The sequence below is a fragment of the Bradyrhizobium frederickii genome, from assembly GCF_004570865.1.
GTDB lineage: Bacteria > Pseudomonadota > Alphaproteobacteria > Rhizobiales > Xanthobacteraceae > Bradyrhizobium > Bradyrhizobium frederickii.
Genome location: NZ_SPQS01000018.1, coordinates 35596 through 56362, shown reverse-complemented (window position 1 = coordinate 56362; position 20767 = coordinate 35596). Strand labels below are relative to the sequence as shown.

Genomic DNA, 20767 nt, shown 5'->3' with positions numbered 1-20767 from the left:
CCATGGATTCCAAGATCATGACCGCGCTCGCGGGTCGCGTCCTGACGCTCGGGCCCCAGCCCGCGCCGGACAGCCCGTACAAGCACTTCAAGCTGACGCGCGACGCCGACGGCGTCGCCTGGCTGCTGTTCGACCGCACTGACGCAAGTGCCAACACGCTGTCCTCCGACGTGATGGAGGAGTTCGACGCGGTGCTCGCGGCGATCGAGACCGAGCGTCCGGCCGGCCTCGTGATCCGCTCCGCAAAACCGTCGGGCTTCATTGCCGGCGCCGACGTCAACGAATTCCGCGGTGCCTCCGACCCCGGCATGGTCGAGAGCCGTATCCGCGCCGCGCACGCCGTGGTCGATCATCTGGTGGCGTTGAAGCTGCCGACGGTCGCGGTGATCCACGGCTTCTGCCTCGGCGGTGGGCTCGAGGTTGCGCTGGCCTGCCAATCGCGCATCGCGATCGACGGCGCGCGCTTCGGCTTCCCGGAGGTGATGCTCGGTCTGCACCCCGGCCTCGGCGGCACCGCGCGGTTCACCGCGCTGGTCAATCCGACCCAATCAATGGCCTTGATGCTGACCGGCCGCACCATCGATGCGCGCCGCGCCAAGTCGCTCGGCCTCGTCGACGCCGTCACGCAGGAGCGTCATGTCAGGGGCGCGGTGAAGGATGCGCTGTTCGGCCGCCTGAAGCGGGCGCGTCCGGGTCTTCTGGCGCGCGCCGCCAATTTCGGCCCAGTGCGCGGGCTCCTGGCAAAACGCATGCGCTCCGAGGCGGCAAAGGCCGCGTCCCGCGAGCACTATCCCGCGCCTTACGCGCTGATCGACCTCTGGGAGACTCATGGCGGCAGCAAGGCCGCGATGCTGAAGGCGGAGCAGGCGTCTTTCGCCAGGCTGATGGTGACGCCGACCGCGCAGAACCTGATCCGCGTGTTCTTCCTGCGCGAGCAGATGAAGAAGGCGGCAGGCTCCGGCAACACCATCAAGCATGTCCACGTCATCGGCGCCGGCGCCATGGGCGGCGATATCGCGGCTTGGGTAGCCGGGCAGGGGCTGCGCGTCTCGCTCGCCGACATGAAGGCCGAGCCGATCGCGGGCGCGGTGAAGCGCGCCGCCGAGCTTTACGGCAAGATCATCCGCAAGCCGACCGAGGTACGCGACGCACTCGATCGCCTCATCCCCGACATGGACGGGGAGGGCGTGCGCAACGCCGATCTCATCATCGAGGCGGTCCCGGAAAAGCTCGAGCTCAAGCAGAGGGTCTATGCCGGGCTCGAGCCGCGGATGAAGCCGGGCGCGATCCTTGCCACCAACACGTCGAGCATTCCGCTTCAGGACCTGCGCACCACACTGGCGCGGCCGGAGCGGCTGGTCGGCTTGCACTTCTTCAATCCGGTGTCGCGGCTGCAATTGGTCGAAGTCGTCAGTCACGACGGCAACGACGCGCAGGTATTGAAGGACGCGCTCGCCTTCGTCGGTGCGATCGACCGCCTGCCGCTCTCTGTGAAGAGCTCGCCCGGCTTCCTCGTCAACCGGGCGCTGACGCCTTACATGCTGGAAGCCATGGTGATGCTGGACGAGAAGATCGACCAGCGCCTGATCGACGCCGCGGCCGAGCAGTTCGGCATGCCGATGGGGCCGATCGAGCTCGCCGACCAGGTCGGGCTCGACATCTGTCTCGACGTCGGCGACATGCTGCGCACCAAGTTCGGCGATCTCTTGCCGCCGACGCCGGCCTGGCTGCGCGACAAGGTCGCCAGAGGCGAGCTCGGCCGTAAGACCGGCAAGGGCTTCTACACCTGGAAGGACGGCAAGGCGGAAAAGGCGCCGCTCCCCGAGACCGGTCCGCGCGTCACCGACCAGATGATCGACCGCCTGGTGCTGCCGATGTCCAACGTCTGCGTTGCCGCGCTGCGCGAAGGCATCGTCAACGATCCTGACGCGGTCGACGGCGCCATGATCTTCGGCACGGGTTATGCACCGTTTCGTGGCGGCCCGCTGAACCATGCGCGCACGCGTGGTGTGGAGAATGTCGTATCCACCTTGCGCGGGCTCGCCGAGAGGTTCGGCGAACGGTTCGCGCCCGATCCGGGCTGGGACAATTTCAAGTGAGAGAGACATGAACGAACAGGCGAATACGGTGCCGCGCGGCGATCTCTGCATCCGCACGTTGGCGATGCCGGCCGACACCAATGCCAACGGCGATATCTTCGGCGGCTGGCTGCTGAGCCAGATGGACGTCGGCGGCGGCGTGTTTGCCTCGAAGGTCGCGAAGTCGCGTACCGTGACAGTCGCGATCGAGGCGATGAATTTTCGCAAGGCGGTCTATGTCGGCGATCTCGTCTCGGTCTATGCCAATCTCGTCCGCGTCGGACGGACCTCGCTCACCGTGCATCTGGAAGCCTGGGCGCTGCGTCGCGGCGAGGAGCATCCGTTTCTCGTCACAGACGGCAATTTTACCTATGTCTCGATCGACGAGCACGGCCGTCCGCAAGCGGTCCGCGCGACCGACACGACGATCGCGACTTAATCGCGCGCGACGCGCTGCCTCATCTCGCGAATGTGTGTCCCGCCGCCAAACGCGGCGCCAGCAGGTCATCTTCGTCGCGGCTTCGCCAAGAACCAGTCAAGAACCAGTCATAAAACGGATGAGGTCCCGGCGTACTCAGTTGCGTGTCGATTCGGGGTGGAAACGGCCTCAAATGCCCGGGAACCATTGGGCAGGAGCACCGTTATTTGCCCGCACTGAGGAATCCACGGACCATGCCGGACAGCTACATTATCGAAGTCGATTCGCAGACCGCAGGTATCGTCGTTCGTTCTCAGGGAGGCTACTGTTTCTTCGCCTCATCGCACCGCTTCAACCGTCTCGAAGGCCAGCTCTTTCGCAACGCCCGCGAAGCCGAGCGCGCTGCGCGCAAGCTGGTGAACGGCGACGTGAAGGAAGCCGCATAAGCGGCTGCCGGTCGATCCCGGGCGCGCGCCGCGCGAGCCCGGAATCTATCTCGCTGCAGAAATTGCCGACCAATGGATTCCGGGCCCGCGCCTTTCGGCGCGTCCCGGAATGACGTTGTTGGTCACAACTTCGTCGCGGCCCGCGACAGAAGCTTCCACTCGTCGCCCTGCTTCTGCCAGTTCATCAGGATGTGAAGATTGGTCGACACTTTCTTCCCATCGGCCGCCATTTCCTGTTCCCCCAGCCAATGGAAGCGCACGATGGCGGCGGGGCCGACGACCTTGATGGTGGGGTCCTTGTATTCGATCGAGAGGAACTTCGACTTGCCGTCGGTCGCGTTGGCGATGAAGGTTGCCTTGTCCTCGACCTTGCCGCTGGAATGGCTGTAACTGAGATCGTCCCAGCACAGCCCCGCGAGCGCCTTCGGGTCGGCCGCGATCTGGGCGAGACGGAAGGCCTCGACCTTTTTCGCCACCGCCTCTTCGTCTGCCGAGGCGGCGAGCGCCGGTGCCGTGAACGCAAGCGCGGAGACCGCGAGAGTCGAAAGAGCAAGGTCGCGTCGGTTGATCATCGTTTCCTCCTTTTTGATCTTGCAAGGAGTGTTGCAGCCGCGCCCGGCTTTGTCGAGTGGTGCATTGTCGTCATGTCGATGCGTCATTGCGCGTTCGAACCCGTATTGATACGTCTTCCGCATTGATGCGTCGCGGATTTGGGAAAGTAGGGAAATGATCGAGGCAATCGGCAGGGCATTGTTGTTCGACATCGACGGTACGCTCGCCAACACCGACCCGCTGCATCTCAAGGCCTTCAACCAGGTGCTGGGGCCGCGCGGCCATGTGTTCGACCACGCGCGATTCTCTAGGGAGCTGCAGGGTTTCGCCAATGTGTCGATCGGCGACCGCTTTCTGCCCGACGAAACGCCGGCGCGGCGCGCCGCGATTCTCGCCGAGAAAGAAGAGATCTTCCGCACGCTCGTGGCCGGACAGGTCGAACCGTTGCCGGGGCTGTTGGCGCTGCTCGACCGCGCGGACGCGGCCGGCGTTCCCATGGTTGCCGTGACCAATGCGCCGCGTCTCAACGCCGAGCTGCTGCTGTCGGGCCTCGGCATCGCCGAGCGGTTCAAGGCGGTCGTGATCGGCGACGAGCTGCCCTACGGCAAACCGCATCCGCTGCCTTATCAGGAAGGGCTGCGCTTCGTCGGGGGCAGTGCCGCGTCCTCGATTGCGTTCGAGGATTCCCGCTCCGGCGTGCAATCGGCCGCCGCCGCCGGCATTCCGACGATCGGAATCCGGACCAGCCTCAGCCATGACGATCTTGTCGGTGCCGGCGCCGTTGCCTCTGCAAGCGCCTTCGACGACCCGGATCTGCTCGCGCGCCTTGCCGCCGCCATGGCATGGTGAATGGCATGGTGAGCTCCGCCTCATCCGTTAACCGTGATTGGCGCGCGCATTGACCGCAGCTGCGAACCGCCGCACCATGCAGCTTCCTGATTTGAGGCCCTTGCCGTGACCGGACTGACCCATCGCCAAGCCGAAATCCTCAACATCGCGCGCGCCTCGGGCCGCGTCATGGTGGAGGAGCTCGCGCGCCGCTTCGAGGTCTCGGCGCAGACCATCCGGAAGGATCTCAACGATCTCTGCGAGCGGAGATCGCTCACCCGCATCCATGGCGGCGCCATCATCGCCTCCGGCGTCGAAAACCTCGCCTATGAGGCGCGGCGCTTCGTCGCCGCCGACGAGAAGAAGGCGATCGGAGCTGCAGCCGCCTCGCTGATCCCGAATGGCTGCTCGCTCTTCATCAATATCGGCACCACGACGGAAGAGGTCGCGAGCGCGTTGACCTCGCACGAGGATCTCCTCGTCATCACCAACAATCTCAATGTCGCGATGCTGCTCTACCGCCATCCCCGCATCGAGGTGGTCGTGGCCGGCGGCACGGTGCGGCGCGCCGACGGCGCCGTGGTCGGCTCGACCGCGACGCAGCTGATCGGCCAGTTCAAGGTCGACTACGCCATCATCGGCGCGTCCGCGATCGACGAGGAGGGGGCGCTGCTCGACTTCGACTATCGCGAGGTCCAGGTCGCACAGGCCATCATCGCCAACGCCCGCAGCGTCATGCTGGTTGCCGATTCCACCAAGCTGCGTCGCAGCGCGCCGGTGCGCATCGCTCATATCACGCAGATCCAGACCTTCGTCACCGACCAGGAGCTTCCCGAACGCCTCGCCACCATCTGCCACAGCAAGGGCATCGAAGTGGTCGCGGCGATGCCGAAGGACGCGGACATCGACGATGCGCCGGCCGACGCCCAGGATGCGGTGCCTGAAGCCGCGCCGGTGGTGCGGCTGCGATAGCGCCTAGGCGTCGCCCCACGGATTGTGCAGCGGGACGCCGAAGGCCGTAAAATCCTTCACGTTGCTTGTGACGAGCGTGAGGTTGCTAACGAGCGCGCTGGCTGCAAAGAAGCCGTCCATGACGGACAGTGCAACACCAGTGCGGCGGCTCTGCGCCATCAGGTCGCCCCATCGTTCAGCCACGGCATGGTCGATCGGCAGGATGCGCCCTGCAAATCGCGCTGGCAGATCATGGGCGAGCCAAGCTGCTAAGGCCGTGCGCCGCCGGCCGTCGTCCAGCAGAGCGATGCAGCGGCGGAGCTCGGCAATCGAGGCGACGCTGATGAACGCGCGGTCCTCATCGATTGTATCGAGCCACGCCAGGACTTTCGGGGAAGGCGCCGGCCGACGAACCTCCGACAGCACATTGGTGTCGAGGAGCAGGTTCACGGCATCTCGTCGCGCGGTTCATCCCGCATGCGTTCAAGCTCGAGGTCAGTGCCGCGCAACGGCGAAGCCAGCAGGAAGTCAGCGAGCGTGCCTTTGCGTGCGGTCTTCCGTGCCCATTCCTCGGCGGAAACGACGACTGCATTTGGCTTGCCGTGCCGGGTGATGATCTGAGGGCCAGCTTGAGCGCGGTCGACCACCTCGGACAGCCGTGCCTTGGCGTTGGCGAGTGTCCAGATGTCGTCAGCCGGAAGCGTATCGGGTGCAGTGTTTCGGTCGGCCATGGCGCGAGAGAACCAATATGACTATTATGACTATAGTTCTGTGATGCCGACCAATCAAGGGCGGCGCTGCCTCGGGAATTGGCTTCGAGATTGCTGATTTCTTCAGCCCATTGCCCATCGAAAAGTTCGGCTTTCGCTTCCTTTCGCTTCTCTTTCATCTTGCTTTCGTTTTCCGGTATGATCTAATCTAAAGCGAAAGTAACCGCTCGAAGGAACGGGCGGTCGCCGGGGGATGCGTCTGTTGGAGCGTATTTTCGATCTCGCCATCATTGGAGGCGGTGTTAACGGCTGCGGCATCGCGCGCGACGCGGTAGGCCGCGGCAATACCGTTTTCCTGTGCGAAATGAACGATTTGGCGAGCGGGACATCGTCCTGGTCGACCAAGCTTGTGCACGGCGGCCTGCGCTATCTCGAATATTACGAGTTTCGCCTGGTCCGAGAGGCGCTGATCGAGCGCGAGGTTCTCTGGGGCATCGCCCCCCACATCATCCGCCCGCTACGTTTCGTTCTGCCGCATCATGCCGGCCTGCGGCCGGCCTGGCTGCTGCGCCTCGGTCTCTTCCTCTACGACCACATCGGCGGCCGCCATCTGTTGCCGGCGACCCGCTCGGTCGATCTCGGGCGTGACGAGGTCGGCAAGCCGCTGATCCCGAATCGCTACAGCCGCGCCTTCGAATATTCGGATTGCTTTGTCGATGACGCCCGTCTCGTCGTGCTCAATGCGCGCGATGCTGCCGACAAGGGCGCCGAGATTCGCACCCGCACCCGCGCCACCGAGATCCGCCAGTCCGGCGGCCTCTGGACCGTCGGCATGGTCAACACGCTGACCGGCGAGCGCTCGCAGATCCAGGCCAAGGCGCTGATCAATGCCGGCGGCCCCTGGGTCGAGGACGTGCTCGGCCGCGGCGCCGGCGTCAATGCCAAGGCCAAGGTACGCCTGGTGCAAGGCTCGCACATCGTGGTCAGGAAGCTCTACGACCACGACCGCGCCTACATGTTCCAGAATGCCGACGGCCGCATCATCTTCGTGATTCCGTATCAGGATGATTTCACGCTGATCGGCACCACAGACCGCGACTATGACGGCGATCCCGCCAAGGTGAAGGCGACGACTGAGGAGATTCAGTATCTCTGCACGGCGGCGAGCGAATATCTGGCCAAGCCGGTAAGGCCGGATGACGTGGTCTGGACCTATTCCGGCGTGCGCCCGCTCTATGACGACGGCGCCAGCGAAGCCAAGGCCGCGACGCGCGACTATGTGTTCGAGCTCGACACGCCCGGCGGGGTGCCGCTGCTGTCGATCTACGGCGGCAAGATCACGACCTATCGCCGCCTCGCCGAAGAGGCGCTGGAGCGGCTCGCGCCTTACTTGCGCAGCGCGAAGGCGCGCGAGGGCTGGACCGGCAAATGGCCGCTGCCCGGCGGTGACATGAACGTGTCCGATATCGACGGGCTGATCGCCGAGCTCCAGCGTGGCTATCCCTTCCTCAGCCCCGAGCATGCGCGGCGGCTCGCGCGCGCCTATGGCACGAGGGCCGTCAAGCTGCTCGGCGACGCGAAATCGCCGGCCGATCTCGGCCAGTCCTTTGGCGCGACGCTGACCGAGCGCGAGGTTCGCTACCTCATGGCCAATGAATGGGCCGTGACCGCCGAGGACGTGGTCTGGCGCCGTTCCAAGCTCGGCCTGCGACTATCTGCCGACGAGATCGCCGCGCTTGACGACTGGATCAGGACCCACGCCGTGCCGCAAAGTCCCCTGCTGGAAGCGGGAGGACGCTCATGACCGTGACACTCGACCACGTGACCCGGACCGTCGATGGAATTCCCCACATCCGCGATGTCTCGCTGACGTTCGAGAGCGGCTCGCTGAACGTGCTGCTCGGGCCGACGCTATCGGGCAAGACCTCGATCATGCGGTTGCTCGCCGGTCTCGACAGGCCGACCACGGGCAAGGTGGTGGTGAACGGCAAGGACGTCACCGGCGCCGACGTGCGTCAGCGTTCGGTCGCCATGGTCTACCAGCAGTTCATCAATTACCCCTCGCTCTCGGTCTATGAGAACATCGCTTCGCCCCTGCGCGTGCAGGGCAAGCCCCGCGGCGAGATCGAGGCGCGGGTGGCGGAGGCCGCAAAGCTGCTGCGGCTCGAGCCGTTCCTGAAGCGCACCCCGCTGCAACTTTCCGGCGGCCAGCAGCAGCGCACCGCGATCGCGCGCGCCCTGGTCAAGGGCGCCGATCTCGTGCTGCTCGACGAACCGCTCGCCAATCTCGACTACAAGCTCCGCGAGGAGCTGCGCGCCGAGCTGCCGCGCATCTTCGAGGCCTCGGGCGCGATCTTCGTCTATGCCACCACCGAGCCGACCGAGGCGCTGCTGCTCGGCGGCAAAACGGTCTGCATGTGGGAAGGCCAGGCGCTGCAGATGGGCGAGACGACCAGTGTCTATCGCCGACCGCAGACGCTGCGCGTCGCGCAGGTGTTTTCCGATCCGCCGCTCAATCTCGTCGGCATCGAGAAGAAGAACGGCTCCGTGCAATATGCCGGCGGCACGGCTTCGCCGGCCTCCGGTCTTTATTCAGGCCTCGCCGACGGGGCCTATCGCGTCGGCTTCCGCGCGCATCAGCTCACACTCGCCAATGGCGAGGCCGACCGCCATGCGTTCCACGCCACTGTCACGGTGACCGAGATCACCGGTTCGGAGAGTTTCGTGCATCTGACCCGCGACGGATCGAACTGGGTGGCGGTGCTGCATGGCGTGCACGAGTTCGAGCCCGGCCAGACGCTCGACGCCGTGCTCGATCCCAACGATGTCTTCGTGTTCGACGCGGCGGATCGCCTCGTCGCAGCACCGAGCTCCTGAGGAGATGCGCCATGGCCCGCATTGACCTCGTCGATCTCGCCCATTCCTACGGTGGCAACAACGCGCCGCAGGAGACTTTCGCGCTGAAGCCGGTGACCATGACCTGGCGGCAGGGCGGCGCCTATGCGCTGCTCGGGCCATCCGGCTGCGGCAAGACCACGCTGCTCAACGTCATCTCCGGCATCATCACCCCGTCGCGGGGGAAAATCCTGTTCGACGGCAAGGACATCACACCGCTGTCAACCCAGAAGCGCAACATCGCCCAGGTGTTCCAGTTTCCGGTGATCTACGACACCATGACGGTGGGGCAGAACCTGGCGTTTCCGCTGAAGAACCGCGGCGTGCCGAAGGCCGAGATCGACAAGCGCGTGGCCGAGATCGGCCGCCTGCTCGACCTCGAGCCCTATCTGAACCGCAAGGCGACGCGGCTGACCGCCGACGCCAAGCAGAAGATCTCGCTCGGCCGCGGCCTCGTCCGTTCCGACGTCGCCGCCGTGCTGTTCGACGAGCCGCTGACGGTGATCGATCCCGAGCTGAAATGGCAGCTCCGCTCCAAGCTGAAGGCGCTGCATCGCGAACTCGACCTCACCATGATCTACGTCACCCACGACCAGACCGAGGCGCTGACCTTTGCCGACACCGTCGTCGTCATGCATGACGGCCGCGTGGTGCAGAGCGGCACGCCGGCCGAGCTGTTCGACAAGCCGGCGCATACCTTCGTCGGCTATTTCATCGGCTCGCCCGGCATGAACATCCTGCCGGCCGAGGTGAGGGGGCGGGAGGCGCGGGTCGGCGGCAACGTCATCGCGCTCAACCGCGCCTACGACAACCTGCCGGCCGGTGCGAAGATCGAGATCGGCGTCCGGCCCGAATTCGTCGAGGTCGTCGCGCCTGCGCCCGGACTGCTCACGGCGAAGATCGAGCGCCTCGACGATCTCGGCCGCATCCGTTTTGCGCGCGCGCGCTTCGGCGACGCCAAGCTCGCCGCGCGCGCCCCCGCCGGATTCGCCAGCTCAGACGGCATGGCCGGACTGAAATTCGATCCGTCGCACGTCCACGTCTATGCCGACAGCCTTCTGGTGGAGGGAGCCGCCTGATGGACAAGACCATCAACCAAAAAGCCTGGTTCCTGGTGCTGCCGGTGTTCCTGGTGGTCGCCTTCTCGGCGGTGCTGCCGCTGATGACGGTGGTGAACTATTCGATGCAGGACACCTTCGGCAACAACCAGTTCTTCTGGAACGGCGTCGGCTGGTTCAAGGAATTGCTCGATCCCTCGACCGATCTCGGCGGTCGTTTCCTCGCCTCGCTCGGCCGCAACCTGTTCTTCTCGCTGGTGATCCTCGCGATCGAGGTGCCGCTTGGGATCGTCGTCGCGCTGTCGATGCCGCGCGAGGGCTGGACCGTAGCGGCCTGCCTCGTCATCCTCGCGCTGCCGCTGCTGATTCCGTGGAACGTGGTCGGCACGATCTGGCAGATCTTCGGACGTCCCGACATCGGGCTGCTCGGCTACGTCCTCAACGCCGCGGGCATCGACTACAATTACGTCTCCAACGACATCGATGCCTGGGTCACCGTCATCGTGATGGACGTCTGGCACTGGACCAGCCTCGTCGCGCTGCTCTGCTACGCCGGTCTGAAGTCGATTCCCGAAGCCTATTACCAGGCCGCCCAGATCGACGGCGCCTCGCGCTGGGCCGTGTTCAAGGCGATCCAGCTGCCGAAGATGAACCGCGTGCTGCTGATTGCGGTGCTGCTGCGCTTCATGGACAGCTTCATGATCTACACCGAGCCGTTCGTCGTCACCGGCGGCGGACCCGGCAACTCCACGACCTTCGTGTCGATCGAGCTGGTCAAGATCGCGCTCGGCCAGTTCGACCTCGGCAAGGCGGCGGCGCTGTCGCTGGTCTACAATCTGATCATCCTGATCGTCTGCTGGATTTTCTACACCGTCATGACCAATGCCGGTGTCGAACGGAAGGTTCAGGCGGAAAGTGAACCGGCGGCGGAGCCGAAGCCTGCGGCCGCGCTCAAGCCCGTGCCCGCGCTCAAGCCAAAGGAAGGAGTGGCCTGATGCATTCGATCCCCGGCCGCCGCCTCATCATGGGGCTGTTCCTGATCTTCCTGCTGCTGCCGATCTACTGGCTCGTCAACATGAGCTTCAAGACCAACAGCGAGATCGTCTCGACGATGACGCTGTGGCCGCACACCCCGACGCTGCAGCACTACAAGCGCATCTTCACCGACGAGAGCTGGTATTCCGGCTACATCAACTCGCTCCAATACGTCATCCTCAACACCGTCATCTCGATCTCGGTGGCGCTGCCCGCGGCCTACGCCTTCTCGCGCTACCGCTTCCTCGGCGACAAGCACCTGTTCTTCTGGCTGCTGTCGAACCGCATGGCGCCGGCCGCGGTCTATGCGCTGCCGTTCTTCAACCTCTATTCGGCGATCGGCCTGTTCGATACGCCGTGGGCCGTTGCGCTCGCGCACTGCATCTTCAACGTGCCGCTGGCGGTGTGGATCCTCGAAGGCTTCGTCTCCGGCGTGCCGCGCGAGATCGACGAGACCGCCTTCCTCGACGGCTATTCCTTCCCACGCTTCTTCATCAAGATCCTGGTGCCGCTGATCGCGAGCGGCATCGGTGTTGCCGCCTTCTTCTGCTTCATGTTCTCCTGGGTCGAGCTCCTGCTCGCGCGCACGCTGACGTCGGTGCATGCCAAGCCGATCGCGGCGATCATGACGCGGACGGTGTCGGCTTCGGGCATGGACTGGGGCCTCCTGGCAGCCGCCGGCGTGCTCACCATCATCCCGGGCGCGCTCGTGATCTGGTTCGTCCGCAATTACATCGCGAGCGGTTTCGCGCTCGGTCGCGTGTAGGGAGGCATCAATGGAATCCATCGCATGGATGGCCTGGACGCTGCCGACGGCGATCTTCTTCGCCGCGCTCGCCTGCACGCTTGCCGTGATGACTTGGCTCGCGGCGGTCTATCCCGAAGCCGAGCGTGTCGGTGTGCTGCGCATCCCGACCACGCGCGGCGATCGCCTGTTCATTTCGCTGATATCGGCGGCGGTCATCCATCTGCTCTGGATCGGATTCTTCGGCACCGATGCGATCGCAACGTTGCCGATCGGCGAGGAGGGCGTCGAGATCTCGCGCCTGTGGCTCGCAAGTGGAATTTCGCTGGTGACGGCCGTGCTCATTTTCCGCACGGTCTGAAGCTCGCGAAGGGACGGCCAGATCCGGGAGGCAACCCGGGCCTGTATAAAAGTTTGTCGCTGCAACGGAGGAACAACATGCGACAGTTTAGGAGAAGGAAAGGTCCATTGACCAAGAGCAATTTTCTGACCATGTCGAGCGCCGCCGCCATCATCGCGGTGTCGCTCGCCGTCTCGGCGCCGGTTCGCGCCGCCGACGAGGCTGTGATCCAGAAGTGGATCGCGGAATTCCAGCCCTCGACGCTGTCGAAGGAAGACCAGAAGAAGGAGCTGGAGTGGTTCGCCAAGGCGGCCGAGCCGTTCAAGGGTATGGAGATCAACGTCGTCTCCGAGACCATCACCACCCACGAATACGAAGCGCAGACGCTGGCCAAGGCGTTCTCCGAGCTCACCGGCATCAAGCTCAAGCACGACCTCATCCAGGAAGGTGACGTCGTCGAGAAGCTGCAGACCCAGATGCAGTCCGGGAAGAACGTCTATGACGGCTGGATCAACGATTCCGACCTGATCGGTACCCACTTCCGCTACGGCCAGACCATCGCGCTGTCGGACTACATGACCGGCGAGGGCAAGGACGTCACCGATCCCATGCTCGACGTGAACGACTTCATCGGCAAGTCGTTCGGCACCGGGCCGGACGGCAAGCTGTACCAGCTGCCCGACCAGCAGTTCGCGAACCTCTATTGGTTCCGCTACGACTGGTTCACCAACCCCGACTACAAGGCCAAGTTCAAGGCCAAGTACGGCTACGAGCTCGGCGTGCCCGTGAACTGGTCCGCCTATGAGGACATCGCCGAGTTCTTCACCAACGACGTCAAGGAGATCAACGGCGTCAAGGTCTATGGCCATATGGACTATGGCAAGAAAGACCCCTCGCTCGGCTGGCGCTTCACCGACGCCTGGCTGTCGATGGCCGGCAATGGCGACAAGGGCATTCCGAACGGTCTGCCGGTCGACGAATGGGGCATCCGCATGGAGGGCTGCCGTCCGGTCGGCTCTTCCGTCGAGCGTGGTGGCGACACCAACGGTCCGGCGGCGGTCTACTCGATCACCAAATATCTCGAGTGGATGAAGAAGTACGCGCCTCCGCAGGCCCAGGGCATGACCTTCTCCGAGTCCGGTCCTGTGCCGGCGCAGGGCAACATCGCCCAGCAGATGTTCTGGTACACCGCCTTCACCGCCGACATGGTGAAGCCGGGCATCGCCGTGATGAACGCGGACGGTACGCCGAAATGGCGTATGGCTCCGTCGCCGCACGGCTCGTACTGGAAGGAAGGCATGAAGCTCGGCTATCAGGACGCGGGCTCACTCACGCTGCTGAAGTCCACCCCGCCGGATCGTCGCAAGGCAGCGTGGCTGTATCTCCAGTTCATCGTCTCCAAGTCGGTGTCGCTGAAGAAGAGCCATGTCGGTCTCACCTTCGTCCGTGAATCCGACATCTGGGACAAGTCGTTCACGGAACGTGCGCCGAAGCTCGGCGGCCTGGTCGAGTTCTACCGCTCGCCCGCCCGCGTGCAGTGGACCCCGACAGGCAACAACGTGCCCGACTATCCGAAGCTCGCGCAGCTGTGGTGGCAGAACATCGGCGATGCGTCGTCCGGTGCGAAGACGCCGCAACAGGCGATGGATGCCCTCGCGGCCGCTCAGGACTCCGTCATGGAGCGCCTGGAGAAGTCCGGCGTGCAGGGCGCCTGCGGTCCGAAGCTGCACAAGAAGGAGAAGCCGGAATACTGGTTCGCGAAGGCCGAGAAGGACGGCACCATCGCGCCCCAGCGCAAGCTCGCCAACGAGAAGCCGAAGGGCGAGACGGTGGACTACGACACCCTGATCAAGTCGTGGCCGGCCACCCCGCCCAAGCGCGCGGAAGCGAAGTAAGCGGCGCTTAGAGAGTCACAAGCACGAAAGGCCGGGAGTGATCCCGGCCTTTTCCTTTGGTGCTTGTGGTGACGAGCTTGTGGGGACGCGCGTCCCACATACCCGGTGTCATTGCCCGCGAAGGCGGGCAATCCAGTATTCTAGAGGCGGTCGTGATTGAACGAGGGGCCGCGGCGTACTGGATGCCCCGCTTTCGCGGAGCATGACAGCGTCGTGGGTGGATGGTCCCTCACTCCGCCGGCTCGGCCGCCAGCGTCGGGTAGTCCGTATAGCCCTTGGCGCCGCCGCCGTAGAAGGTGTTCTTGTCCCAGTCGTTCAGAGGCGCGCCCTGCTTCAGCCGTTCGACGAGGTCGGGGTTGGAGATGAACGGCTTGCCGAAGGCGATGAGATCGGCCGCGTTCGCGTCCAGCACCTTGGTCGCAAGCTCGAAATCATAGCCGTTGTTGGCGACGTAGGCGCCGGAGAAGCGCTTGCGCAAGGACGCATAGTCGAACGGCGCGATGTCGCGCGGCCCGCCGGTGGCGCCTTCGACGACGTGGAGATAGACCAGCTTGAGCGCGTTGAGCCCGTCGACGATGTGATCGAACAGCGGCTGCGGGTTGCTGTCGGAGATGTCGTTGGCCGGCGTCACTGGCGAGATGCGGATGCCGGTGCGGTCCGCGCCGGCCTCGGCGGCGACGGCCTTGGACACTTCCAGCATCAACCGCGCGCGGTTCTCGATCGAGCCGCCATAGGCATCGCTGCGCTTGTTGGCGCCGTCCTTGGCGAACTGGTCGAGCAGGTAGCCATTGGCGCCGTGAATCTCGACGCCGTCGAAGCCCGCTTCGAGCGCATTCTTTGCGGCGCGCTTGAAATCGTCGATGATGCCTGGAATTTCGGAAAGCTCGAGCGCGCGCGGCTCGGAGACGTCGGCGAAGCCGCCGTTCACGAAGGTCTTGCCCTTGGCGCGGATCGCGCTCGGCGCCACCGGCGCTGCGCCACCTGCCTGCAGATCGACGTGCGAGATGCGGCCGACATGCCAGAGCTGGATGAAGATCTTGCCGCCGCGCTCGTGCACCTTGTCGGTGACCTTGCGCCAGCCCGCGACCTGGTCCTTGCTGTAGATGCCGGGAGTGTCCTGATAGCCTTGGCCTTGTTGCGAGACCTGGCTTGCTTCGGTGATCAGAAGGCCGGCGGAGGCGCGCTGGCTGTAATACTCGGCGGCGAGCGCGCCGGGGACGAACGTGCCGGGAACGGCGCGGTTGCGCGTCAGCGGCGCCATCACGAAACGGTTCGCAAGCGTGATCGGGCCGAGCTTGTAGGTCTCAAACAATTTGGTCGAACGGCTCATTTGGGATGTTCCAGACAGTGAAAGGTCAGGAACACTTGTGCATCGCGGCATCATGCGCAAGAGACGAGCCATACGGAAAGTGCAGGCGAGCTACGCGGCAAGTCCCGCGTAGCATAATTCATGTGCAATTCCGGCCGCGGCAGCAGACTTCGACTGCCGCGTGCGATTGCCAAGTCAGCTCAAGCCCATGAAATCGCGCTTGCCGATCTCGACGCCGTTGTGACGCAGGATGCCGTGGGCGGTCGCGCAGTGGAAATAGAAGTTCGGCAGCGAGAACGCGCTGAGGAATTGCTGGCCCTTCAAGGTCGTGGTCTTGTCGGGCCCGGTCGGGAAGGTGACCTCCTTGGCATCGGCGCCCTCAAATTGCTCGGGCTTGAACGACTTCACGTAGTCGATCGTCTTCGCCAGCCGCTGCTTCAACTCCGCAAAGCTCGTCTCGGTGTCGGGCGTTGAGGGGACCTCGCTATGGGTCAGCCGGGCACAGCCCTTGGCGGCGAAATCGCTGACGAGCTGGACCTGCTTCGACAGCGGCAGCATGTCCGGAAAGAGGCGCGAGCCGAGCAGGACGCTGGGGTCGATCTTCTTGGCCGCGCAATGCGCCTCGGCTTTGGTCAGCAGCCCGGTCACGCTGTTCAGCATTTGCAGATAGGCGGGGACGACCGCGTCGTAGAAGGACATGTGATGCTCGCTTGTGAATGGGAAATCTCAGGAGAAAACCTGAGCCACTCACATGGGAGCCTCGTGGAAAACTTCAATCGCGAAAGCGGCTTGTGCGATGCGAAAATTCTATCGCACCATGCTCGCCGGCTGCGCCTGAGCCGTGCCGCCGCGCATGCGGGCGAGCAGCTCGGCGGTCGGCCAGGAATCGGCCGGCAGGCCGAACTTGATCTGCATCGCCTTCACCGCAGTTCGGCTCTGCTGGCCCAGCACGCCATCGACCTTGCCGACATTGAAGCCGGCGCGCACCAGGAGCTGCTGCAATTCCTTCAGCTCGTTGAACGGCAGCTGCGGCACCGGTTGGGCCGGCTTGCGCATGGGGGCGGCGCCCGCAATGCGCGAGGCGAGATAGCCCGCCGTGGTCGAATAGATCAGCGAGTTGTTCCACTCGGTGTAGGCGGCGAAATTCGCATAGGCCATGAAGGCCGGGCCAAAGCGCCCCATCGGCAGCAGCACGGAGGCCGGCAGATTGTCGTTCGGCAAGGGACGGCCGTCGGGATAGGTCACCCCCAGCTGCGCCCAAGTCGAGCGTGGCTCTCGCACCGTGAGATCGGTCTTCTCCCACGGCAGGTTTGGCGGCACCCTGATCTCCTCCAGCCACGGCTCGCCGCGCCGCCACTTCAAGCCGTTGGCGATGTAGTTCGCGGTCGAGCCGATCACGTCGGCTGGTGAGCGCAACAGGTCGCGTCGTCCGTCGCCGTCATAGTCGACGGCGTAGTTGACGTAATGCACGGGCAGGAACTGGGTCTGCCCGAGCTCGCCGGCCCAGGAGCCGATCATTTCGTCGGGATGCAGATCGCCGCGATCGATGATCTTCAACGCGGCGATGGTCTCGCCCACGAACATCTCGGAGCGGCGGCAGTCATAGGCGAGCGACACCAGCGATTTCAGCGTCGGCAGATTGCCCATGTTGGCGCCGAAGTCACTCTCCAGCCCCCAGAACGCGGCGGTCACCGCCGGCGGCACGCCATATTCCTTCTCCGCGCGCGCGAATGCAGGTGCGTATTGCTTGATGTGCTGCTGGCCGTTCTGCATCCGATAGGGCGCGGCCATGCGGCCGGCGAATTCGGTGAAGAGCTGGCCGAACACGCGCTGGCCGCGGTCGCGGTTGACGATGCCCTGGTCGTAGACGAGGTAGGGCGAGGCCTCCGCGATCGTCCGCTGCGACACGCCGGCCGCCACCGCCTGTTGCTTCACCTCGGCCAGGAAGCGATCGAAGCTCGCGCCATTGTGGCACGAGGCCGCGCGTGGCGAGGGCGCCTTGGGCGCTGCGGGCCTGGCGGGAGGTGGAAGCATCTGGGCGGAAGCGGTGGCGGTGCACGCGAAAAGCGTGACGGCCGCGATCAGAAATCGGGTCTGGACCATGGGAGTTCCGGCGGGGAAAGGACGGGCGTGGATTCGCCCGAAGTTTAGGTGAAGTGACGGCCTCAAGCCATCCTTTCGATGCTCCGCCAGCAGAGGGAATGCGGGTGATGCTGCGTCGGCCTAGCCGAACAGCCGCATCAGCAGCGCTTTGCCGACCGGGAGCGCCCTCACTCCCTGAAAGGCGCGAACATACTCGCCGGCATAGAATGCCCTGATCGCGTGCACGCGCGTGTCCATGCCTTCTTCGAACCGCACGGCGAATCCGTCCGCGGTCCGCCGCACCACGATGGCCGCGATCGGGCGGCCGTAGATGCGGCATTCGATTGTGCTGCCCGGCGCCGGCGGATCGGGGTCGATCAGGCGCGCGCCCGTGATGGAGATGTCGGCGAGCCGCGCGAGATGTGACCTGCCGTCGTGGCGCAGCAGGACGGTCTCATTGCGGCTGAACCGCTCCGCCTTTCGCTTGCGCGGCTGCTCGATGCAGACGAAGCAGACCACGGTGAGGATGACCGCGTTGTAGAGGCTCCAGGCCAGGGCCAGTCCGCCATAGGCGATGTTCTCGCCGCGCAGGTGCAGGATGAAGGCATAGGCGATGGCTGCGAGCGTGATGACGAGCGCGCCGCCATAGAGCCGCAGCAGCGGCCATTCGACGAATCGGCTGTTGCGGTCGCCGCCTTTCGCGGTGACCTTGAACTTGTGTCCTGTCGGATTCAACAGGCCGGCCGCCACCGCCTGGAGCACCGCAGGCGCCGCGATGAGCTGCGAGACGTCCGTCATCATCGCGAGCGAGCGGCCGCGCGACAGCCAGGCCATGCTGAGACTATGCCAGACATAGAAGGGCAGAAAGAAGCGCAACAGCTCGGTGAGGTCGGCCTGAACCGCCTTGATGCCGAACAGCAGGAACAACCAGGGCACGACGAGGCCCGCCACCTTCGACGCGTACACCGCCGACCAGCTCGTGAAGGCGTCGGTCAGCGAGAGCCGGTCGATGAAGGACAGCTTCGAGTCCCGCGACAGCGGTCCGCTGCGACCGCGCACGATCTGCATCAAGCCGAGGCACCAGCGGGCGCGCTGGGTGATGTATTCCTTCAGCCCCTCCGGCGCGAGCCCGATCGTCAGGCGCTCGTTGAGATAGATCGTGTTGAGGCCGCATTCCTTGAGGCGCAGCGTGACCAGGTAGTCCTCGGTCACCGAATCGGTCGGAAACCCGCCGATCTGCATCAGCCCGGCATAGCGAATGAGAGACGAGGTGCCGCAGCAAAACGCGACGCCCCAGGCGTCCTTGGCCGGCAGCAGGATGTCGAAGAAGAAGCGCTGCTCGTCGGGCCAGACATCGGTCGCGGCAAGGTTGGTCTGGATCGGATCTGGATTGATGAAGTGCTGCGGCGTCTGCACCACGCCGATCGACTCGTCGTCCATGAGCGAGATGGTACGCGCAAGGAAATCGGGCCGCGGCACGAAGTCCGCATCGAGAATGGCGACGAATTCCGGCCGCTCCGGCAGCGCGCCGACATGCCTGAGTGCATGGTTGATGTTGCCGGCCTTGGCGTGCAGGTTGTCGGGCCGCGTGAGATAATGGCAGCCGAGCTCGCCCGAAAGGCGCCGCAGCCAGGGCCGCCGTCCGTCGTCCAGGACCCAGACGCGGTAGTGGCCGTAGGCCATGCCGGTCGCGCCGATGATGGTGCGCTCGAGAATCGACCGTTCCTCGTTGTAGGTGCAGATGAAGACGTCGATCAACGGCGCACGCGGATCGGTGGCACGACCGTCGACCCTCGCTGTGCCGGTGCGGTCGAGCGTCCGGCTCAGGAACAGTAGGGACAACGCGACCCCGACGAGCGAGGCCGCTTCCAGCAGCAGGAACGGGTAGCCGGCCATGGCATCGAGGGTCAGATGCGGCGGCGGCAGCGTCGACGTGACACGCCAATAGAGATAACGCAGCAGCAGGGCCACCGACACGATGGTCAGGAACGAGCGCGCCATCGTGCTGTCGCGCCTGAGCAGCGGCACGATCGCCATGAAGGCGCCGAGGGCAATCAGGCCGGGCGTCAGCGCCACAATCACGGCGCTGTCTCATGCCGGGCAAATACGACGCGGCCGGTGCGTCCCACGGTGCAGGCGCGGGCCGCGGCATCGCGCGATGCCACGGTCACGCGATAGGGCTCCTTGCTCAGTGCATCCGGATTGATGGCGAGATTGGCGGGTGCGCCGGCAGCGCCGGTCAGATTGACCACGGTGCCGAAGATCGGCTCGCCGCCGTCATTCGGCTCGAAGGTCGCGCGATCGCCGAGCTGCAGGCGGTTGTAGACGGCCTCGGTGACGTTGGCGGTGATGACGGTGCCGCTGCAATCGAGCACCTTGAGCAGGGGCTGGCCGGCCTGTACGTCCTCGCCGGGCGAGGTCATCATCTCCCAGACGCGCCCCGCGACGGGTGTCGTGATGTTGGCTTCGGACAGATCGGCGAAGCGGACCTCCTCGACGATGATCTCGTTGGCAAGCCAGGCGATGTCGGTGTCGGTGCGGGCGAGATCGGCTTCGAGGTCGCCGGCGCGCTGACGCATCTCCTCTTCGCGCTGCACCGAACTCGGCCGGTCGTTATAGCTGTCGCCGAGGAACGAGCCGTTCTGCGCCGCGGCGAGCTCGACCTTGGCGGCATCCAGCCGCTTGCGCGTGCCGAGCTCGGTCTGCTGCGACACGGAGAGCTCGCGCGTCAGCCGCGACAGCTCGACGGTCGAGACATTGCCGGATTTGGCCAGCGACGAGGCGCGTTCGACGGCGGCGCTGGCCTCCTCGCGCCGCGCCGCCGCCGCTTCTATCGAGGTCTGGATCTCGGCGATGCGGGCCTCGAGCTGGAGCACGCGTCCGTCGCGGAATTGCGCGGCCTGCCGCGCCAGGTCCTTTTGCGCGGCTTGCGCCGAGGCAAGCTTGGCGGCAAGACTCGGCCGCTCGTTCTCCAGGCGCGATTTCTGCCGCCGGAGATTGTCGAGCAGGGTGCGATCGCCGCGCGAGTTGACGACGCGCAGGACGACGGTTCCGGCATCCAGCTCGGTCTGGTCGGTGACGCGCTGGGCGGCCGCGACGCGCCCACCGATGGGCGTGCGCAAGGTAACGAGGCGGGAATTCAGTACCGCCTCGACGCTCGAATTCTCCCAGATCGCGCGCAGCGGCAGCCAGCCGAACACGGCGACGATGGCGAGCCCGATGGCGATCTTGGCACCGCGCCGCAGATACGACCAGCGACGTCCGGATTCCGGCGCCGTCTGCCCGTCCGGCGCATGGCTGGGCTCGTCATTGGCGAACAGCTGCTCATGCAGCGCCTCCTGCAAGCCTTTCGCATCAGTCTTCTGGTCAGGGGAGGGGGCAGGTGCGGGATCGACGGAGGCGGCGCGCGAGCGGTCCATCATGAC

20 protein-coding genes are annotated in these 20767 nt (G+C 65.0%); 12 read left to right on the top strand and 8 right to left on the bottom strand.

The annotated features are described in order from the left end of the window. The first annotated feature begins 2 nt into the window (after window positions 1–2). From E4K64_RS27455 to E4K64_RS27445, 3 genes are all read left to right on the top strand, one after another. On the top strand, window positions 3–2099 hold the full coding sequence (locus tag E4K64_RS27455) for a 3-hydroxyacyl-CoA dehydrogenase NAD-binding domain-containing protein (protein WP_167772289.1): 2097 nt from the start codon (window positions 3–5) through the stop codon (window positions 2097–2099). Between the two features lie 7 nt (window positions 2100–2106). Beyond that, a complete protein-coding gene (locus E4K64_RS27450) occupies window positions 2107–2517 on the top strand; it encodes an acyl-CoA thioesterase (RefSeq protein ID WP_135166272.1) in 411 nt (136 codons plus the stop codon). Between the two features lie 233 nt (window positions 2518–2750). Next, entirely contained in the window at window positions 2751–2942 is a 192-nt protein-coding gene (locus E4K64_RS27445; protein WP_028134810.1) for a hypothetical protein, read from the top strand. A gap of 122 nt (window positions 2943–3064) precedes the next feature. Here E4K64_RS27445 and E4K64_RS27440 read toward each other — a convergent pair whose 3' ends face one another. Beyond that, complete coding sequence (locus E4K64_RS27440; RefSeq protein WP_135166271.1) at window positions 3065–3514, bottom strand: nuclear transport factor 2 family protein; 450 nt, start codon at window positions 3512–3514, stop codon at window positions 3065–3067. A gap of 154 nt (window positions 3515–3668) precedes the next feature. Here E4K64_RS27440 and E4K64_RS27435 point away from each other — a divergent pair, with 154 nt between their 5' ends. After that, window positions 3669–4343: an HAD family hydrolase gene (locus tag E4K64_RS27435; RefSeq protein ID WP_135166270.1), complete on the top strand. Its 675-nt coding sequence runs from the start codon at window positions 3669–3671 to the stop codon at window positions 4341–4343. Window positions 4344–4448: 105 nt separating this feature from the next. Further along, window positions 4449–5294, top strand: coding sequence for a DeoR/GlpR family DNA-binding transcription regulator (locus E4K64_RS27430; protein ID WP_126260507.1), 846 nt, complete (start codon window positions 4449–4451; stop codon window positions 5292–5294). Between the two features lie 3 nt (window positions 5295–5297). Here the strand turns inward: E4K64_RS27430 and E4K64_RS27425 are convergent, their stop codons facing one another. Next, window positions 5298–5723 carry a type II toxin-antitoxin system VapC family toxin gene (locus E4K64_RS27425; protein ID WP_135166269.1) on the bottom strand — a complete coding sequence of 142 codons (426 nt, stop codon included), beginning with the start codon at window positions 5721–5723 and terminating at the stop codon, window positions 5298–5300. Next, window positions 5720–6004 carry a type II toxin-antitoxin system Phd/YefM family antitoxin gene (locus tag E4K64_RS27420; protein ID WP_135166268.1) on the bottom strand — a complete coding sequence of 95 codons (285 nt, stop codon included), beginning with the start codon at window positions 6002–6004 and terminating at the stop codon, window positions 5720–5722. Before E4K64_RS27420 ends, E4K64_RS27425 begins: the two co-directional genes overlap by 4 nt. A gap of 232 nt (window positions 6005–6236) precedes the next feature. Here E4K64_RS27420 and glpD point away from each other — a divergent pair, with 232 nt between their 5' ends. The 7 genes from glpD (at window position 6237) to E4K64_RS27385 (ending at window position 13951) form a co-directional block, all read left to right on the top strand. Next, entirely contained in the window at window positions 6237–7787 is a 1551-nt protein-coding gene (glpD, locus tag E4K64_RS27415) for a glycerol-3-phosphate dehydrogenase (RefSeq protein ID WP_135166267.1), read from the top strand. Then, a complete protein-coding gene (locus E4K64_RS27410) occupies window positions 7784–8860 on the top strand; it encodes an ABC transporter ATP-binding protein (protein WP_135166266.1) in 1077 nt (358 codons plus the stop codon). The genes glpD and E4K64_RS27410 overlap by 4 nt, the downstream gene beginning before the upstream one ends. Before the next feature lie 11 nt (window positions 8861–8871). Further along, entirely contained in the window at window positions 8872–9957 is a 1086-nt protein-coding gene (locus tag E4K64_RS27405) for an ABC transporter ATP-binding protein (RefSeq protein WP_135166265.1), read from the top strand. After that, a complete protein-coding gene (locus E4K64_RS27400) occupies window positions 9957–10931 on the top strand; it encodes a carbohydrate ABC transporter permease (protein WP_135166264.1) in 975 nt (324 codons plus the stop codon). The genes E4K64_RS27405 and E4K64_RS27400 overlap by 1 nt, the downstream gene beginning before the upstream one ends. After that, window positions 10931–11737, top strand: a complete 807-nt coding sequence (locus E4K64_RS27395; RefSeq protein WP_135166263.1) for a carbohydrate ABC transporter permease — start codon at window positions 10931–10933, stop codon at window positions 11735–11737. Before E4K64_RS27400 ends, E4K64_RS27395 begins: the two co-directional genes overlap by 1 nt. A 10-nt stretch (window positions 11738–11747) precedes the next feature. Continuing rightward, a complete protein-coding gene (locus E4K64_RS27390; protein ID WP_018323269.1) occupies window positions 11748–12077 on the top strand; it encodes a DUF2160 domain-containing protein in 330 nt (109 codons plus the stop codon). Window positions 12078–12208: 131 nt separating this feature from the next. Next, window positions 12209–13951 (top strand): ABC transporter substrate-binding protein, encoded by a 1743-nt coding sequence (locus E4K64_RS27385; protein ID WP_167772299.1) that lies wholly within the window; start codon window positions 12209–12211, stop codon window positions 13949–13951. A gap of 229 nt (window positions 13952–14180) precedes the next feature. On the opposite strand, the gene E4K64_RS27380 is transcribed toward E4K64_RS27385, so the two are convergent. The 5 genes from E4K64_RS27380 to E4K64_RS27360 all read right to left on the bottom strand — a co-directional run bounded on the left by E4K64_RS27380 (window position 14181) and on the right by E4K64_RS27360 (window position 20764). Beyond that, a complete protein-coding gene (locus tag E4K64_RS27380) occupies window positions 14181–15281 on the bottom strand; it encodes an alkene reductase (RefSeq protein ID WP_135166261.1) in 1101 nt (366 codons plus the stop codon). A gap of 174 nt (window positions 15282–15455) precedes the next feature. After that, on the bottom strand, window positions 15456–15959 hold the full coding sequence (locus E4K64_RS27375; RefSeq protein ID WP_135166260.1) for a DUF1993 domain-containing protein: 504 nt from the start codon (window positions 15957–15959) through the stop codon (window positions 15456–15458). Window positions 15960–16067: 108 nt separating this feature from the next. After that, complete coding sequence (locus E4K64_RS27370) at window positions 16068–17363, bottom strand: lytic murein transglycosylase (RefSeq protein ID WP_135166259.1); 1296 nt, start codon at window positions 17361–17363, stop codon at window positions 16068–16070. Between the two features lie 120 nt (window positions 17364–17483). Then, the gene (locus tag E4K64_RS27365; protein ID WP_135166258.1) at window positions 17484–19424 is read right to left on the bottom strand and encodes a glycosyltransferase; all 1941 of its coding nucleotides are present in this window, start codon (window positions 19422–19424) and stop codon (window positions 17484–17486) included. Beyond that, window positions 19421–20764, bottom strand: a complete 1344-nt coding sequence (locus E4K64_RS27360; RefSeq protein WP_135166257.1) for an HlyD family secretion protein — start codon at window positions 20762–20764, stop codon at window positions 19421–19423. Before E4K64_RS27360 ends, E4K64_RS27365 begins: the two co-directional genes overlap by 4 nt. Between the last annotated feature and the right edge of the window lie 3 nt (window positions 20765–20767).

Coding starts and splice junctions, on each gene's coding strand:
- E4K64_RS27455 (WP_167772289.1), top strand. CDS start 3: ATGGATTCCAAGATCATGACCGCGCTCGCGGGTCGCGTCCTGACGCTC.
- E4K64_RS27450 (WP_135166272.1), top strand. CDS start 2,107: ATGAACGAACAGGCGAATACGGTGCCGCGCGGCGATCTCTGCATCCGC.
- E4K64_RS27445 (WP_028134810.1), top strand. CDS start 2,751: ATGCCGGACAGCTACATTATCGAAGTCGATTCGCAGACCGCAGGTATC.
- E4K64_RS27440 (WP_135166271.1), bottom strand. CDS start 3,514: ATGATCAACCGACGCGACCTTGCTCTTTCGACTCTCGCGGTCTCCGCG.
- E4K64_RS27435 (WP_135166270.1), top strand. CDS start 3,669: ATGATCGAGGCAATCGGCAGGGCATTGTTGTTCGACATCGACGGTACG.
- E4K64_RS27420 (WP_135166268.1), bottom strand. CDS start 6,004: ATGGCCGACCGAAACACTGCACCCGATACGCTTCCGGCTGACGACATC.
- glpD (WP_135166267.1), top strand. CDS start 6,237: ATGCGTCTGTTGGAGCGTATTTTCGATCTCGCCATCATTGGAGGCGGT.
- E4K64_RS27410 (WP_135166266.1), top strand. CDS start 7,784: ATGACCGTGACACTCGACCACGTGACCCGGACCGTCGATGGAATTCCC.
- E4K64_RS27405 (WP_135166265.1), top strand. CDS start 8,872: ATGGCCCGCATTGACCTCGTCGATCTCGCCCATTCCTACGGTGGCAAC.
- E4K64_RS27400 (WP_135166264.1), top strand. CDS start 9,957: ATGGACAAGACCATCAACCAAAAAGCCTGGTTCCTGGTGCTGCCGGTG.
- E4K64_RS27395 (WP_135166263.1), top strand. CDS start 10,931: ATGCATTCGATCCCCGGCCGCCGCCTCATCATGGGGCTGTTCCTGATC.
- E4K64_RS27390 (WP_018323269.1), top strand. CDS start 11,748: ATGGAATCCATCGCATGGATGGCCTGGACGCTGCCGACGGCGATCTTC.
- E4K64_RS27385 (WP_167772299.1), top strand. CDS start 12,209: ATGTCGAGCGCCGCCGCCATCATCGCGGTGTCGCTCGCCGTCTCGGCG.
- E4K64_RS27380 (WP_135166261.1), bottom strand. CDS start 15,281: ATGAGCCGTTCGACCAAATTGTTTGAGACCTACAAGCTCGGCCCGATC.
- E4K64_RS27375 (WP_135166260.1), bottom strand. CDS start 15,959: ATGTCCTTCTACGACGCGGTCGTCCCCGCCTATCTGCAAATGCTGAAC.
- E4K64_RS27370 (WP_135166259.1), bottom strand. CDS start 17,363: ATGGTCCAGACCCGATTTCTGATCGCGGCCGTCACGCTTTTCGCGTGC.
- E4K64_RS27360 (WP_135166257.1), bottom strand. CDS start 20,764: ATGATGGACCGCTCGCGCGCCGCCTCCGTCGATCCCGCACCTGCCCCC.